Source organism: Cellvibrio sp. UBA7661, assembly GCA_002483365.1.
In the GTDB taxonomy this organism is placed as follows: Bacteria; Pseudomonadota; Gammaproteobacteria; order Pseudomonadales; family Cellvibrionaceae; genus Cellvibrio.
This window is the reverse complement of the sequence record DLHT01000015.1, coordinates 170,827-186,559: the sequence shown is the minus strand read 5'-3', so window position 1 is coordinate 186,559 and position 15,733 is coordinate 170,827. Positions and strand designations below refer to the sequence as shown.

Genomic DNA, 15,733 nt, shown 5'->3' with positions numbered 1-15,733 from the left:
GCTTACTTGGTTTTGGCGCGCTTGAGTACCAGCGCATTGTATTGATTGTTAACCAATTGGGAGCGCGCACTTGTCAGTGCAGTTTGGGTGGCAAATGGGCCAACCACAACGCGATGCCAGATTTCCCCTTTGCGGATTTCCACGGTTTCTATGTGTGCATCGAGATTGATCAAAATTAATTGCGCACGCAATTTATCCGCATCATCCGCGCTTGGGAAAGAGCCAACTTGCAAAATGTACTCGGTTGCCTGGTCTTGCGCGGGTTTTTCTTCGTTGATCGTTTCGCTTGCGGGCACAATAGTTTCACTTTCCTGCAGCAATTTGTAGAAATCAAAGCGCGGTTTGGGCGTTTTGTTTTCTGTTACTTTCGGTTTTGGCTCTTCTTTGGGCGCAGGTTCAGTCGCAGGATTTTTAATGAAATAGAGGCTCGCGGCAAAAGCACCTAGCACCAATCCGGCAATAAACCACACCCAAGGCGGCGTTGCACTGTTAGTGGAGGATGTTCGGCGCGCGGGTGCGCGGCCTTTTTTGGCGAAATCTCTGCTCATGTAAATCGTATATCCAGATTGAAACGAGGCGCGATTGTAAACGGGTGATAGGCGCGAGTCACTAATCAGCGTATATGACCGCGTGCGTAGGCAGTTGGTTTAACCCATGTCTTGTGGATCGACATCAATTGACCAGCGCACACGTTTGGCTTGTGATGCAGCTTCCAATTGTATTGCCAACTGACTTAACAATTGTTGCAGTGGTTTGCGCTGGGCGCTGTTGATTTGTAGTTGGTAGCGGAAACGGTCACCGCGCTTTTCCATCATCGCGGGCAGTGGGCCGAGATACTGTAATGCAGGATTAGGTGCATGTAACTGCTCTGACAGTTGGCGTGCTTGCATCAAAAAATCCACTGCTGCTTGCGCATATTTGCTTTCGGCGCGGATCAGCGCCAAATGGCGATAGGGCGGTAATTGAGTGATGTGCCGCTCCTGCAATATTAAATCAGCAAGTGCGTGATAGCCTTGCTGTACCAGTGTTTGCACGAGCGGGTGATCTGTATGGTTGCTTTGCATGATGACCCGTCCGCGTTTTTGTTCACGCCCTGCGCGCCCCGCCACTTGCAATAATAATTGCCCCATTCGTTCGGCACCGCGAAAGTCGGTGCTGAATAAGCCGGCATCGGCGTCGATAATCACCACTAGAGTCACATCGGCAAAGTGATGGCCTTTGGCGAGCATTTGGGTGCCAACAAGAATACAGGGTTCGCCACTGTGGACATCGACCAACAGCTTTTGCATTCCGTCTTTATTGCGCGTGGAATCGCGGTCAACGCGGATAACTTTGTGTGCGGGGAAGAGCTGTTGCAATACGACTTCGCTGCGTTCTGTGCCCTGGCCAATAGGTTGGACTTTGCTGCTATTGCAGTTGGGGCAGCGTTTGGGAATGCCGCGTTGGTGATCACAGTGGTGGCAGTGCAGGTGACGCGGATTCTGGTGTACGGTCATGCGCGCATCGCAGTGATTGCAGTTGGCCAGCCAGCCGCAATCATGGCATTCCAGTGTGGGTGCATAGCCGCGTCGATTGAGGAACACCAGTACCTGATTGCCTTTGTCGAGGGTGTCACCTATGGCATCGATACTGGCTTGAGCAAAACCTTCGTGGAGAATTTCACCGCGAATATCGAGCAGCTGAATTTCGGGTGGTTTGGCGTTGCCGGCACGTGCTTTGAGCCGCAGGTGGCAGTAGCGGCCTTGCTGCGCATTGTGCAGGGTTTCCAGTGAGGGAGTGGCCGAGCCAAGTATTAACGGAATTCCCAATCGATGGGCACGCACTGCTGCAAGGTCGCGTGCGGAATAGCGGAAACCATCCTGTTGCTTAAATGAAGCATCGTGCTCCTCATCAATAATCAGAATTCCCGGCTCTTTGAGTGGTGTAAACAGCGCCGAGCGGGTGCCGATGATGATGCGCGCTATTCCATCGCGCGCGCGCAGCCAGGCTTCCAGCCGCTCGCGGTCGTTAAGACCTGAATGCAGTGCAACAATCGGCAGGTTGAAACGGCGTTGGAAGCGCTCAAGGGTTTGCGGCGTGAGACCAATTTCGGGCACAAGCACCAAGGCCTGTCTCCCTTGCCTGAGGGTCTGTTCAATTGCTTGCAGATAAATTTCAGTTTTTCCACTGCCGGTAGCGCCATCGAGCAGGTAGGTTTTAAAGCTGCTGTAGTCGATCTGTGCAAGCGCGGTTTGCTGCTCATCGCTCAATACCAACGGTTGTTCGCGCAGCAGCTGGGCCGGTTGCGGCTCTTGGCTGGGCACTATTTCGTCGATACGCACGAGGCCTTTATCGATCAGATTTTTGGCAATGCTGCGCGGAATATCCAGCCGGTCGAGATCGCTGCGGCTTAGTTGATGGCGGGCTTGCAAAGCGGCTAGCAGCGCGGCTTGTTTTGGTGAGCGCTTGAGTGCTCCTTCCGGCAACCCTTTACCTTCGGTGGTGAGCTTGAAAACGGGCTCGCCCTGCAACTTGGCGGGTTCGCCTTGACGCAACAGTGCAGGTAAAGCAGTTTGCAAAGCTTCACCTGGAGCACACTGGTAGTAATCGGCAGCCCAGAGACAGAGTTCCAGGAGTTCGCCATCAAGTGCGGGGCGAGTGTCGATAATCGCCAGGGCAGAGCGTATCTTGCCCACGTCTTGCGTACTTTCTGTCTTGATCTTGATTAGTACGCCGACCAACTCCCGATTACCAAACGGTACCCGCACCAATACACCGGGTTGCAGGGTGCTGGCATCCTGCCCGGGCGGCAATAAATAGTCGAAACAGCGCCTTAACGGAACAGGAAGGGCTACTTCGAGTAGTGCTGGGTTTTGGGGTGATGGATGTTGGGTCATAGATGGCAACAGCAAATAACAGATGGCCAGCATAGCCTATATCAGTTACTGGATGCGCAGGCTGATTGTTGGGGGCGCGCATGTTGGTGGCGGTTTTTTATCCAAAACGGTGGTTTTCAGTTGCGTGTCAGCGGTTTTCTGGTAGTATCGCCGCTCCCAAAAAACGCCGTTTTTTTTAACCTATGTGCGGTGCCTGGCAGGTGATCAGGTGGCGGCACAGACTACGAAGGCATTCATCATGAAAGCAGACATTCATCCAAATTACGTTGATGTAGCTGTAACTTGCAGCTGCGGCAACAACTTCAACACCCGTTCAACATTGGGCAAAGCCCTGCACGTTGACGTATGCGGTGCATGCCACCCGTTCTACACTGGCAAGCAAAAAATTGTTGATACCGGTGGCCGTATCGATCGCTTCACCAAGCGTTTCGGCAGCCGCATCGGTGGTGCAAAGAAAGACTAATTGTCTTGTTTCGCACACCTCTGGCATCGCTAGTAAAAACGCCGGGAATGAAAATTCCCGGCGTTTTTTTATGCCTGTTAATCTCATCGGGCTTTATTGCGTGCCCCGCGTTTGCTGAATGTGGTTTGCCTTCCGGGGATAGCGTCCAGGTTGTACGGGTATCTGACGGTGACACATTAAAGTTACAGGATGGGCGCTCGGTGCGGGTACTTGGGATTAATGCGCCGGAAATCGCACACGGCGGTATAAAGGGGCAGCCTTTTGGCCGCGAGTCCAAGGCTCATGCTCAGCAGTTTATTGATGCAGCCAAAGGGCGCATCCGGCTCGGTTTTGAAAGGGAAATCAAAGACCGTTACGGGCGGTTTCTGGCTCATGTTTACGATAGTCAAAATCGCAGTTTGGCTGCTGAGCAATTGCGAGCGGGTATGGCGCTGCAAATAGCTGTGCCGCCTAATTATTCGCAAATGGATTGTTTGCTGCCGCTGGAGAATAGTGCTCGCGAAAAAAAGCTGGGGCTATGGCGTTCGTCCTATTGGCAGCCAGTGCAGATTACATCTTTGCAGGAAACCGAAACGGGCTTCAGGCATGTGCGCGGACGTATTACGAAAGTCAGCATCAATTCCGCAATTTGGCTGGAATTTGATGGGCAGCTGGTGGCGAAAATTGCCAAAAAAGACTGGCCATTATTTATGGGGAAATCTGGGGCTTATAAAAAAACCGATTGGTTGAAGCTAAAAGGCAAAGAAGTTGAGTTGCGCGGTTGGATTACCCGGCGTAAGTCCAATCCGGCGCGACAATATAAACCCCTGGTCTTGCAATTGCGTGCACCCTCATCCCTGAGGGTGATCGATCGTTGATCGGGGAAAGCTAGAACAATTCTTCCGGTAAGGTTGCCTGTTCGCTGGACTCATTGCCAGCCGCTGATGTGCGCCCGGTGTCTTCCCCTAAAAACACTTCAAAAATAGCATCCGGATCGCCTGGCATGGCGGGTTTGCCGGTGTCCGGATTGATCCGCACAGTAACTATTCCCTCCGGTTGGCGTGGCAGTTGGTCTGGAACGCCTTCCAGCGCTGTGCGCATAAAGTCGATCCAGATTGGCAAGGCTGCTGAGCTGCCGAACTCTCTGCGCCCCAGTAGAGTGTTTTGGTCAAAGCCGGCCCAAACTGTTGTCGCTATGTTGGGGTTGTAGCCAGAGAACCAGCTGTCACGGGGGCCATTGGTCGTGCCTGTTTTACCTGCAATATCGTTCCGCCCCAGCTGCTTGGCCAAGCGCCCGGTACCTTTGTCGACGACATCGCGAAGCATGGAATCAATTATGTAGGCGATTCGTGCATCAATAATTCTGGGGGCTCGCTGGCTGCTGTCCATATCCGGCATCGGCGGAAGTGGAGTTCCATCATCGGCGTAATTGACCTGATTGTTTTCACACTCCTTACATACGCGTTTGGGATTGGCCTCGTACACAACTTTGCCTGTGCCATCTTCGATACGAGTGACGAGGTATGGGTCTATCTTGAACCCGCCATTAGCAAAGCTGGCGTAAGCGGTGGCCATTTGCATCGGGGTCAGTGCATGGGAACCCAGGGCTAATGTTAGGTCGCGCGGGAATTCTTTCGGATTAAAACCAAATCGCGCGAGGCTATCCAACGCAGTTTGCATACCAATACTGCGCAGCAAGCGTATGGATACCAAATTGCGCGAGCGGTACAGGGCTTGGCGCATACGCATAGGGCCGACGAATTTCCCATCATCGTTTTCAGGACGCCAAGCGATACCGGTGCTGGTATTCTCAATCACTATCGGGGCGTCGTTGATAATAGAGGCGGGAGTAAATCCGTTTTCGAGTGCGGCAGTATAAATGAGCGGTTTAAAGCTGGAGCCGGGTTGGCGCGCACCTTGTATAGCGCGGTTGTAGTGACTTTGATTGAAGTCGAATCCCCCCACCAATGAGCGTATTGCGCCATCGGTTGAATCAAGGGAAACCAGTGCGGCCTGAATCGCAGGAACCTGGCTAAAGCGCCACATATCGTCATCATCTTTAATTATGCGCACCACATCGCCGGGCTTTAAAAATTCGGTCGCCGCTTTATAGGCTGCGCCTCTGGAGTCCTCGGTGATGTAGGGGCGAGTATTTGCAAGGCCTTGCTCCCAGCCCAAATCGATAAGATCGCCGTTGCTCATAATGACCCGGATGGATTTTTCCTGTACATCCACAACTGCGGCGGGTTCAAGACCCCCAAGGCTGGGGATGGATTGGAGTTGGTCTTGCCAATCGATCAAATCAGCATCTACTGAAGGTTTCAGTCGCAGCTCGGGGCCGCGATAACCGTGACGTTGGTCATAGGCCATGAGGCCCTTTAGCACAGCTGCCTGGGCGGTAGCTTGCATCGCACTATCAACACTGGTGTAGACCTTGTAACCCTCTATATAGGCTTTGTCGCCGAAAAGGTTAAGAGCTTCTTGGCGCGCCATCTCAGAAATATAGGGGGCTTGCACATCAAGGGTCGTGCCGTGGTTGCTGGCGGTATTGGGTTCGTTGATAGCGGCTTCATAGGTTGCATGGTCAATATGCCCCAGTTCATACATCCGGCCGATAATCCAGTTGCGCCGAATCATCGCCCGTTTGAGGTTTGCTAGCGGGTTATATGCTGAAGGTGCTTTCAGTACACCTACTATCATGGCGTATTGGGCGACACTTAACTGATCAATGTCCTTGCCATAATAGATTTGTGCAGCAGCTTGCAATCCATAAGCGCGGTTGCCGAAGAACATTTTGTTATTGAACAATACCAGGATTTCTTCCTTGGTAAATTTTCGTTCAATTTCAAGGGATAAGAGTATTTCGTTAAACTTACGTGAGAAGATTTGTTTGCGAGTGAGAAAGAAATCACGCGCCAACTGCTGAGTAATAGTGCTTCCGCCTGATTGTATGGCGCCGGACTTTAGAATTTGTGATGCGGCGCGCAACATGCCTTTCAGAGAAACTCCATGATGCTCAAAGAACTCTGCATCTTCTGCGGAGAGGAGTGCTTTTATATAAAGAGGCGGTATTTGATCATAGGTGAGTGGAGTGCGACGCTGTTCGCCAAATTCACCAATGAGTTTTCCGTCGCTTGAATAAACCCGTAAAGGGGTCTGTAATTTAACTTCCCTCAACGAATCAACTGACGGCAATTTAGGGCTCAAATAAAGATATAACCCTGCAAATGTCACCAAGGTAACGCTGAAGCCAGCCAGTAACAGCCAGAAAATAATACCGAAGAAGGATTTTTTGCTGAACATTTTTTCTATGTGAATTAATGGGTTAGCGCGATTGCCGCAGGTGGCGGGCATTATACGGGCTTTTTACTTGTTTACATATTCATCGGTTTGTTGCAGGCTTAAGTTAAAGTGCTATAACATAAACAACGTCTAAGTTACGGATATAGATAGAAAAATGGGCATTTTAAGTTTCCTCGAAAAGAAGGCAAAGCCGGTAATAGGACTGGATATCAGTTCTACTTCGGTCAAATTGCTTGAACTCAGTCGCAGCGGTGATCGTTACCGCGTCGAGTCCTATACCGTAAAAGCGCTACCCCCGAATGCGGTGGTAGAGAAAAATATTGCAGACCCGGTCGCGGTGGCCGAGGTTATTCGCTCCATGGTCAAACAGTCCAAAACCAAGCTCAAGCATGCGGCTGTTGCTGTAGCTGGTTCGGCAGTAATCACCAAAATGATTGATATGCCAATGGATTTGAATGATGACGCGATGGAAAGCCAGATCGCTGCAGAGGCAGATCAGTATATTCCCTTCCCATTGGAGGAGGTTGCTCTCGATTTTGAAATCCAAGGCGTCTCTCCTCGTAATCCAGATCAGGTTGAAGTGTTACTCGCGGCTTGTCGCCGTGAGAATGTTGAGGTTCGTCAGCAAGTTCTTGCTGATTCAGATCTCATTGCAGAGAAGGTTGATATCGAAGCCTACTGTATGGAGCGCGCTTTTGAATTGATCGCTGAGCAATTGGAGGATCAGGAAGGACAGGTCGTTGCGATTATTGATATAGGTGCAACCATGACCACACTGAGCGTGTTGGTGGATGGAAAAACAGTTTATACCCGCGAACAGTTATTTGGTGGTCGTCAGTTAACCGAAGAAATTCAGCGTCGTTATGGTTTGTCCCGTGAGGAAGCTGGTCTTGCTAAAAAGCAAGGTGGTTTGCCTGATGATTATGAATTGGAAGTGCTGGCTCCCTTCAAGGATGCCGTTGTGCAACAAGTCACCAGATCGCTGCAATTCTTTTTCTCGGCCAGTCAATATAACGATGTTGACTACATTATCTTGGCTGGCGGGGTTGCATCACTTGAAGGCTTGGTTGGATTGATAGAAGAAAAATTAGGCACACAAACTGTTGTTGCAAATCCATTTGCGCGCATGTCGGTTTCATCAAGAGTTAATGCTGTTTCTCTGGCAAATGACGCTCCTGCGCTGATGATTGTTACCGGCTTGGCGATGAGGAGTTTTGACTGATGGCCAAAATTAACTTATTGCCTTGGCGTGAGGTCTATCGTCAAGAGAAGAAACGCGAATTTCTGGGGATCATCGCTGGTATCGGTTTGGCTGCAGCATTCTGTGCCTATCTTTGGGTCTCCAGCGTTCAATCAGCTATTGAGAATCAGAATGCTCGAAATCAACTACTTAATCAGGAAATTGCCAAACTTGATGCGCAAGTAAAAGAAATTAGTGAAATTAAAAAGGTTCGCGATGATTTGCTGGCGCGCATTAAAGTTATTACTGATCTTGAGGGAACCCGTCCCGTTATTGTTCGTTACTTCGATGAACTCGCAAGAGCTATACCTGATGGTGTTTGGATCAATTCTGCAGAGCGTAAAGGCAATATAGTGACTATTGAAGGTGTTGCTGAGTCCTACAATCGAATTGCCAGTTTTTTACGTAATCTCGAAGCGTCTGACTGGTACGCATCGCACAATCTAATCTCTGTTGATGCGGCCCCCGAAGAGGGCGAAGATGCCAGCAAGTTCAAGATGACAGTTGAAACTTCTGCTCCTGCTGATGAAGTTGTAGATACTGAAAAGACTAGTGCAGCTGGAGGGGTAAAATAAATGTCATTTCAAGACACTATTGACCAGCTAAAAGATTTTGATGTTAACAATATTGATTTCGAAAAAATTGGTGTTTGGCCACTGCCCGCAAAAATATTCGTGTGTGTGTTGTTGGTTGCTGTCGTTTTTGCCGGTACGTACTACTTTAAAATCAGCGGCTTAAATCTGCAGTTAGATAGGGTTGTTGCGCAAGAACAAACTTTACGCACTACTTTCGAAAAGCGCAGTTTTGAGGCTGCCAATCTCGACGCATATAAAGCGCAAATGGAAGAGATGAAAGTGACTTTTGACTCTTTGTTGTCTCGTTTGCCTGCAAAAACAGAAGTGCCAGGCTTGTTGGAGGATATTGGTACACGTGGCAGCGAAAGCGGCCTGACAAATATCAATATCAATTTCCAGCCGGACGTAGTTGCAGAGTATTACATTGAGGTTCCTATCACTATTTCCGCTGAAGGTGGATATCACGATATGGGAGGGTTTGTTAGCGGTGTAGCTGGGATGCCGCGTATTGTCACTTTGCATGACTTTAAGATAACTGCATCAAAGCAAAATAGAGCGCTCAGTATGACCATACTGGCCAAGACCTATCGTTATAAATCAGTGGAGGCTGCTAAATGAAACGGCCGTCGTTATTGATTCTGCAATTGTTTTGTATTTTGGTGCTTTTTGGCTGTGGGCAAGCATCGCAGCAGGATTTAGTTGATTTTATGGAAGAGACCAAACGCAGGCCGAAAGGACAAATTGAGCCTCTGCCGACGTTTAGTCCATATCAACCATTTACTTATAGCGCAATGACATTGCGTAGCCCATTTGAAAAGCCTATTCCATTGGATGAGTCTGCCGTGAAAGGTGGGCGTGCAGTGGCGCCAGATTTGACAAGAGAAAAAGAGTTTCTCGAAGGTTTCAATATTACTGCGCTTAAAATGGTTGGCACTATTAGTAAGAAGGGGCAGTTATGGGCTCTCATTGACGATGGTGTCGGCAGTGTGGTGCCTGCAACAGTTGGAAACTATATGGGGATGAATCACGGCAAAATAATCTCCACTAGTCCATCGCAAATTGAGGTGATGGAAATCGTAGGTGACGGCTCTAATGGTTGGGTTGAGCGTCCTAGAATTATTAAATTAGAAGAGAAGGAATAAGCGGATATGCGTGCTCTATTCACTCCGGGGTTGAATATGCGTAAATTTTTCATGGCATTGGTTGGGCTGATTGTATCGCCGTTGACGTTTGCGGGGACTCTTACCGAGATTAATTTTTTCCAGTTGCCCGGTGAACGCTTTGAGGTTCGCATGTCGTTCGATTCTCCACCTCCAGAGCCCAAGGGCTACACTATAGAAAAGCCTGCGCGCATAGTGTTGGATTTTCCTGATGTAATTAGTGGGCTTAAAGAGCGCCGCTTTCCTCTGGCCGTCGATAATGGTCAGAGTGCCATGATTCTGACAAGTGAAGGGCGTACCCGTCTTATTTTAAATCTTAATGATTTGGCTGCGTATTCGACTCGTACAGAAGGCAATAGTTATATTGTTGAAGTGGGTGCAGCGAAAAGTAGTGATGCAGATCAATCTGCTCGACCATCAATAGATGTTGCGCAAAAATCTCAATACAAAAAAGATGCAATTGACAGCAATAACAAAATTACCGATATCGATTTTCGTCGTGGTGCATCAGGCGAGGGGCGCGTGATTGTCACCTTATCTAATCCTAAAGTAAGTGCAGATATGGTGGGTACTGGTACAGGTGTGCGACTGTCTTTCAAAGATGCGTGGTTACCGCCAGAGTTGCGCCGACGCTTGGATGTGGTTGATTTTGCAACACCTGTTTCGTTGGTAAGTGCTTCCCAGGAAGGTGAAAGCTCTGTGCTAAATATTAGTGCGGGCGGTGACTTCGATTATCTCGCTTACCAAACCGATAATGAGTATGTGGTTAGTATCAAGCCGCTTACTGCGCAAGAAAAGCAGGAGAAGAAAAAAGATTTTGAGTACACAGGCGAAAAGTTATCTCTCGACTTTCAAGATATTGAAGTCCGTGCGGTGCTGCAGATTATTGCTGACTTTACTGAGCTAAATTTGGTGGCAAGTGATACCGTCCAAGGGCGCATAACTTTGAGGTTGCAAAACGTTCCTTGGGATCAGGCACTGGAGATGGTTCTGAAAAATAAAGGATTAGACAAGCGCCAAGTAGGGAATGTGTTAATGGTTGCTCCAGCTGCCGAGATTGCAGAACGTGAGCGTCAGGAAATCACCACCAAGAAGCAATTGGAGGAGCTTGCACCACTGAGAACTGAATATATTCGTGTTCGTTATGCCAATGCCAAAGAAATGTTTGAGCTTTTTCGTGGTGAAGGTAGTGGTGGTGGAAGTGGCGGTGGTCAAGGCGGTAGTCGCGCAACCGGTAGTGTGTTGTCTGAACGAGGCCAGGGTGTTGTGGATGAGCGCACCAACTCAATCATCATTACCGATACAGCAGAGCGTATAGAAGCCTTTAAACGTTTGGTTGACCAAATTGACATTCCAATTCGTCAAGTAATGATTGAGGCGCGAATTGTTATTGCAAATACCGATTTTGAGCGCGAGCTAGGTATTCGTTGGGGGGGGGTTGGTTACAATGCCAATAGAAATCGAGTTATAGACTTTGCCGGTTCTCAGGATGGTCTCGATGATGAAGATGGTGCTCGTCCTTCTCGCTGGTTCAACCCAAGTGCGGATGACGATGACAATACGCTCAATTTAACCGAAAATAATGTTGTTGATTTGGCTGTTGGTAATCCCTATGCCAGTGCTGCAATTGGTATTTTGACTGATAGTACCTACTTGGATTTGGAGCTAAGTGCGCTTGAGAATTCGGGTTACGCTGAAATTGTGTCACAACCCAAGGTTATTACCAGCGATAAGCAACTGGCGATAATTAAATCAGGTAAAGAGATCGGGTATCAGGAAAGTGCTCCAAGCGGTGGCACAACCACAGGTTTCCGCGAGGCAGTACTGAAGCTGGAAGTAACTCCGCAGATAACACCTGATAACCGGATTATTATGGATTTAAATGTGTGGAAAGATTCGATTGCTGCGGTTGAGGAAAGTGGACGCCCTACATTGGATATTACGCGTCTGCAAACGAAAGTGCTTGTTAACAATGGCCAGACAGTTGTGTTAGGCGGTGTGTTTTCGTTAGAGGGTACAAAAGGTGAAAACAAAGTGCCTGTATTGGGCGATATTCCTTACCTGGGCCGTCTATTTAAGAAAACGGTGGATAACCAATTCAAAACCGAACTGTTGATATTTGTTACTCCCAAGTTGATGTCGGATACCCTTTCTAACTAATGCAAAAGCCAAATGTTTTTCTTGTCGGCCCCATGGGGGCCGGCAAATCTACCATAGGCCGTTTATTGGCTGCTGAGTTGAATCTTAATTTTCGCGATAGTGACCGCGTTATCGAAGAGCGGACAGGGGCTGATATTCCCTGGATCTTTGACATGGAGGGAGAGGAGGGCTTTCGCGAACGTGAGACTGCGGTATTGAAAGAGTTGGCTGGTGAAACCGATGCTGTGGTCGCTACTGGTGGCGGTATAGTACTGCGTGAACAAAATCGTGAGCTGATGAAATCATCGGGGTTTGTGTGTTATCTCACCGCGTCTATTGAACAGCTGGTAGAGCGTACGGCTCGTGATAAAAAACGCCCCCTGTTGCAAGTTGATAATCCGCGTCAGAAAATCATTGATTTATTGGCCTTGCGTGATCCTCTCTATCAAGCGGCTGCTGACTTTGTTGTCAATACAGATCGTCGTTCCCCCAAATCTGTTGCTCAGGAAATAGCTGCGTTAGTGCAGCAAGGGCAATAGTAATTTTCGATGCGTTTGGTTGCTTCGTTTTTGTCCTGATGACCAGCAACTGCAGTATCTCTGGATTTACCGCTTCTGATATCGGCTGCTGCTTTGTGATAAAGTGCGGCTGATTTCTATTTTCATTGTCAAAGGTTTTATATGCAGGTTCTAACCGTTAATCTGGATGACCGTAGTTACCCTATTTATATCGGCGAACACTTAATGGCAAAGCCGGGATTGCTAAATCAACATATTCGTGGTCGCCAGATTTGTGTCGTGACTAATGAAACGGTTGCTCCTCTTTATCTCGAAAAACTATGTTCATCTTTAGCTGATTATCAGGTCGATCATGTGATATTGCCTGATGGCGAAAGTCATAAAACCTTGGATGTCTGGAGTGGCATTTTCGACACATTACTGAATAAACGTCACAACCGCACTACAACACTGATCGCATTGGGCGGAGGTGTGGTTGGTGATATGACTGGTTTTGCGGCGGCTTGCTACCAGCGTGGCGTTGACTTCATTCAAATTCCAACCACTCTGCTTTCTATGGTTGATTCCTCTGTTGGTGGTAAAACAGGAGTCAATCACCTCTTGGGTAAGAATATGATTGGTGCGTTTTATCAACCATTATGTGTTGTGGCTGATACATCGTTATTAGTCACCTTGCCTGGGCGCGAATTGTCAGCTGGTATTGCTGAGATCATCAAATATGGGTTGATCTCAGATTATGAATTTTTTGTCTGGCTTGAAAATAATATGGATGCGTTGCTTGCAGGTGATCAAGCTGCGCTTGCCTATGCAGTAAAACGTTCATGCGAAAATAAGGCGGATGTAGTTGCCCAAGATGAGCGCGAAGGAAGTATTCGGGCGATTTTGAATTTGGGGCATACATTTGGTCATGCGATTGAGACTGCTCAAGGTTATGGCAATTGGCTGCATGGAGAAGCTGTCGCAGCCGGAATGGTAATGGCGGCGGATTTATCCTGGCGTCGTGGAGCCATTACGAAGGAAGATCTTGGGCGCACAATACAACTGTTGCAGCGAGCAAATTTGCCCGTTAAAGCGCCTGCAGATATGACACCCGAACAATTTATGAGCCTGATGGGTGTTGATAAAAAAGTATTGGATGGCCGTTTGCGTTTGGTGCTGTTAGCTGCGATGGGGCAGGCGATTGTCACCAGCGATATTGATATGCGAATGTTGCAGGAGACATTCGATGCTTGTAAGGCTAATTAAGCAAACAGGATATAGAGAAAGAAATCATGACAAGAGAGCCTCCTATGCGTGCCGAGCCTGATAGCCGTTTGTTGGATCATGGTGAATCGCAGCAAGGCTATCTATTTGACGAGGTGGATGATAATCCTGTTGGTGATCAACTACTGGAGGATTATCGCCAGCGTTATGGCTTGTCGGAAGATCCTTTTTCGCATGATTACTCATTCCCATTGTTTACTGGTGCCGGGCGTCGTCAGTTGTTGGATCAATTACTGCACCTGTGTCAATTCAGTAACAGCGTCATGGTTGTATTGGGTGAATTCGGTGTTGGTAAAACCCGTATTGCCCATGCATTTATGGACTCTTTATCTGATCAGGATGAAATTTGTTTTATCAGCTTGCGCTCCGGGCAGGGGCTTGAGCAAATTTTATTGTCCATTGTTCAAGCTTTTGGTTTGCGCACCAATAATCCGTTATCGATTGAAAACCTGTTGACCGAAATTGAGGCATTTATTGCCCAAGAGGCTGTCTCTGAAGATGATGGTTTGGCGGTCGTGGTTTTGGATAATGCGCATTTACTGGACGATCAATCTATTTCGGTCATCACGTCGTTATTACACAATTTCCCCCAACAAAACCGTTTACATTTGGCGCTTTTTGGCGAGCCGCAATTGATTGCTCGCTTGGAGCGGTTGAGTCCTGAAAATTTATTAGTCAATGATTTTAATTTGCCGCCACTTGGTCTGTCGGAAACGGTTGACTACTTAAATTTTCGTATGGAAATGGCAGATTATCTTGGGCCGGAAATTTTTACAGAATCAATAGTGGAGCCTTGGTGGCGTCAGATGCATGGGCAGTTAAATGTGCTCCATGAGTTGGCACAAGACCGGCTTCTTCAGTCGGTGACCTCCACCCAGTCTGCCAGTAAGCGGCCATTGCCTATTGTTCATATCATCGCTCTGTCGATGCTGATTGCAGTTGTTGGCGTGGTGTTTTTATATATGGGCGATGATGATGTCGCACCAGCAGTTGTTACCACAAATCCCGGTGTGCAACCTGTCGCAACCACATCATCTGCGGGCAATCAGGATGTGAGAAATCTGAGTTCGACAGAGACTCCCGTGCAACCGTTGATGCAATCATTACCTCAACCGACGCAACCTAATCAGCAAGCGGCCGCAAACGCCATCGCACCTGATTCATTGCCGCGCGAGGAAGTAGTGCCATTAGCACAATTACCTACCTCGCCCAAAAAAGCTGAAGCAATGCCTTCCAGCGCAGCAGCGGCAATCGCCTCATCCCAAGCACCAGTGGTTGAGCACGCGCCCGCATCTGTACCTTTACCTGAGCCGATGAAAGTGGCTGGCGAAACCCAACCAGCAAAGCCGGTCGAAAAAGTCGTTGTGCCTGAGCCGGTCAAGCAAAAAACCACCACTGTAGTCTCGACCGCCCCTGCAGGAAGCGCGCAGGAGCGTAACATCCTGACATGGAGCCCTAATGAATTTACTATTCAATTATTGGGCGTCAGTAGTAAAAAAGCAGCGCTTGATTTTATTGCTGCCCAGCCGAACAAAAAAGATTTATTGGTATTCCAAAGCAAGCGTCAGGGGCGCGACTGGTTTGTGGTCATTACTGGCCGCTACGCCAACTCGGCGCAGGCGCGTCAAGCAATAGCGCGATTGCCTGCCGTCCAGCGCGATGCAGGGCCTTGGCCGAGGGATGTCAGAACCATCCAGAATGAAATCAAATCGGCGATGTAAACGGCGCAGCTTGATCAATAAAAAACGCGGCACAATGGCCGCGTTTTTTTATGAAGAATGTCGAGAAGCAGAGTTACTCTTCGCTTTCCAACATTTCACGATATTCACTTGCATCGAGCGCTTCATCCAGCTCGGCCAGATCATCGGGTTTGACGCGGAAAAACCAGCCCTCATCGTAAGGTGAGCTGTTGACGGTTTCAGGTGCTTCTTGCAAGGCTTCGTTTACGGCAACGACTTCACCCGATACCAGTGAGTAAATGTCAGATGCCGCTTTTACTGATTCAACAACACCGGCTTCTTCGCCGATGGATACGCGGCTGCCTACTTCCGGTGTTTCTACGTAAACAACATCGCCCAAGGCGTCTTGTGCGTGATCGGTAATGCCGATGGTGACGGTGCCGTCTTCTTCAACACGCGCCCATTCGTGGCTGCTCAGGTATTTCAGTTCTTTGCGAATATCGCTCATGGTGTTATTCCTGTGGTGGTTCTGTAAGAA

14 protein-coding genes are annotated in these 15,733 nt (G+C 48.6%); 10 read left to right on the top strand and 4 right to left on the bottom strand.

Annotation, left to right across the window (positions count from 1 at the left end):
* Nucleotides 1-2: 2 nt before the first annotated feature.
* Nucleotides 3-548, bottom strand: a complete 546-nt coding sequence (locus B2739_RS12935; protein ID WP_331346260.1) for an SPOR domain-containing protein — start codon at nucleotides 546-548, stop codon at nucleotides 3-5.
* 99 nt (nucleotides 549-647) lie between these two features.
* Entirely contained in the window at nucleotides 648-2,876 is a 2,229-nt protein-coding gene (locus B2739_RS12930) for a primosomal protein N' (RefSeq protein WP_331346310.1), read from the bottom strand.
* Between the two features lie 238 nt (nucleotides 2,877-3,114).
* On the opposite strand from B2739_RS12930, the gene rpmE reads away from it, so the two are divergent.
* Both rpmE and B2739_RS12920 read left to right on the top strand, forming a co-directional pair.
* Nucleotides 3,115-3,339 carry a 50S ribosomal protein L31 gene (gene rpmE / locus B2739_RS12925; RefSeq protein WP_331346259.1) on the top strand — a complete coding sequence of 75 codons (225 nt, stop codon included), beginning with the start codon at nucleotides 3,115-3,117 and terminating at the stop codon, nucleotides 3,337-3,339.
* A gap of 5 nt (nucleotides 3,340-3,344) precedes the next feature.
* The gene (locus tag B2739_RS12920; RefSeq protein WP_331346258.1) at nucleotides 3,345-4,196 is read left to right on the top strand and encodes a thermonuclease family protein; all 852 of its coding nucleotides are present in this window, start codon (nucleotides 3,345-3,347) and stop codon (nucleotides 4,194-4,196) included.
* A gap of 10 nt (nucleotides 4,197-4,206) precedes the next feature.
* Here the strand turns inward: B2739_RS12920 and B2739_RS12915 are convergent, their stop codons facing one another.
* Nucleotides 4,207-6,672 (bottom strand): penicillin-binding protein 1A, encoded by a 2,466-nt coding sequence (locus B2739_RS12915; RefSeq protein WP_331346257.1) that lies wholly within the window; start codon nucleotides 6,670-6,672, stop codon nucleotides 4,207-4,209.
* Between the two features lie 103 nt (nucleotides 6,673-6,775).
* On the opposite strand from B2739_RS12915, the gene B2739_RS12910 reads away from it, so the two are divergent.
* The 8 genes from B2739_RS12910 (at nucleotide 6,776) to B2739_RS12875 (ending at nucleotide 15,237) form a co-directional block, all read left to right on the top strand.
* Nucleotides 6,776-7,843 (top strand): pilus assembly protein PilM, encoded by a 1,068-nt coding sequence (locus B2739_RS12910; RefSeq protein ID WP_331346256.1) that lies wholly within the window; start codon nucleotides 6,776-6,778, stop codon nucleotides 7,841-7,843.
* A complete protein-coding gene (locus B2739_RS12905) occupies nucleotides 7,843-8,436 on the top strand; it encodes a PilN domain-containing protein (RefSeq protein WP_331346255.1) in 594 nt (197 codons plus the stop codon). The genes B2739_RS12910 and B2739_RS12905 overlap by 1 nt, the downstream gene beginning before the upstream one ends.
* Complete coding sequence (locus B2739_RS12900; protein ID WP_331346254.1) at nucleotides 8,437-9,054, top strand: type 4a pilus biogenesis protein PilO; 618 nt, start codon at nucleotides 8,437-8,439, stop codon at nucleotides 9,052-9,054. It abuts the gene before it with no gap.
* A complete protein-coding gene (locus B2739_RS12895; RefSeq protein ID WP_331346253.1) occupies nucleotides 9,051-9,578 on the top strand; it encodes a pilus assembly protein PilP in 528 nt (175 codons plus the stop codon). The genes B2739_RS12900 and B2739_RS12895 overlap by 4 nt, the downstream gene beginning before the upstream one ends.
* A 36-nt stretch (nucleotides 9,579-9,614) precedes the next feature.
* Complete coding sequence (locus tag B2739_RS12890; RefSeq protein ID WP_331346252.1) at nucleotides 9,615-11,756, top strand: type IV pilus secretin PilQ family protein; 2,142 nt, start codon at nucleotides 9,615-9,617, stop codon at nucleotides 11,754-11,756.
* A complete protein-coding gene (gene aroK / locus B2739_RS12885; RefSeq protein ID WP_331346251.1) occupies nucleotides 11,756-12,274 on the top strand; it encodes a shikimate kinase AroK in 519 nt (172 codons plus the stop codon). Before B2739_RS12890 ends, aroK begins: the two co-directional genes overlap by 1 nt.
* 141 nt (nucleotides 12,275-12,415) lie before the next feature.
* On the top strand, nucleotides 12,416-13,498 hold the full coding sequence (gene aroB, locus B2739_RS12880) for a 3-dehydroquinate synthase (RefSeq protein ID WP_331346250.1): 1,083 nt from the start codon (nucleotides 12,416-12,418) through the stop codon (nucleotides 13,496-13,498).
* Between the two features lie 26 nt (nucleotides 13,499-13,524).
* Complete coding sequence (locus B2739_RS12875; protein WP_331346249.1) at nucleotides 13,525-15,237, top strand: SPOR domain-containing protein; 1,713 nt, start codon at nucleotides 13,525-13,527, stop codon at nucleotides 15,235-15,237.
* A gap of 73 nt (nucleotides 15,238-15,310) precedes the next feature.
* Here B2739_RS12875 and gcvH read toward each other — a convergent pair whose 3' ends face one another.
* Nucleotides 15,311-15,703 (bottom strand): glycine cleavage system protein GcvH, encoded by a 393-nt coding sequence (gene gcvH, locus B2739_RS12870; protein ID WP_049631809.1) that lies wholly within the window; start codon nucleotides 15,701-15,703, stop codon nucleotides 15,311-15,313.
* Nucleotides 15,704-15,733 lie beyond the last annotated feature (30 nt).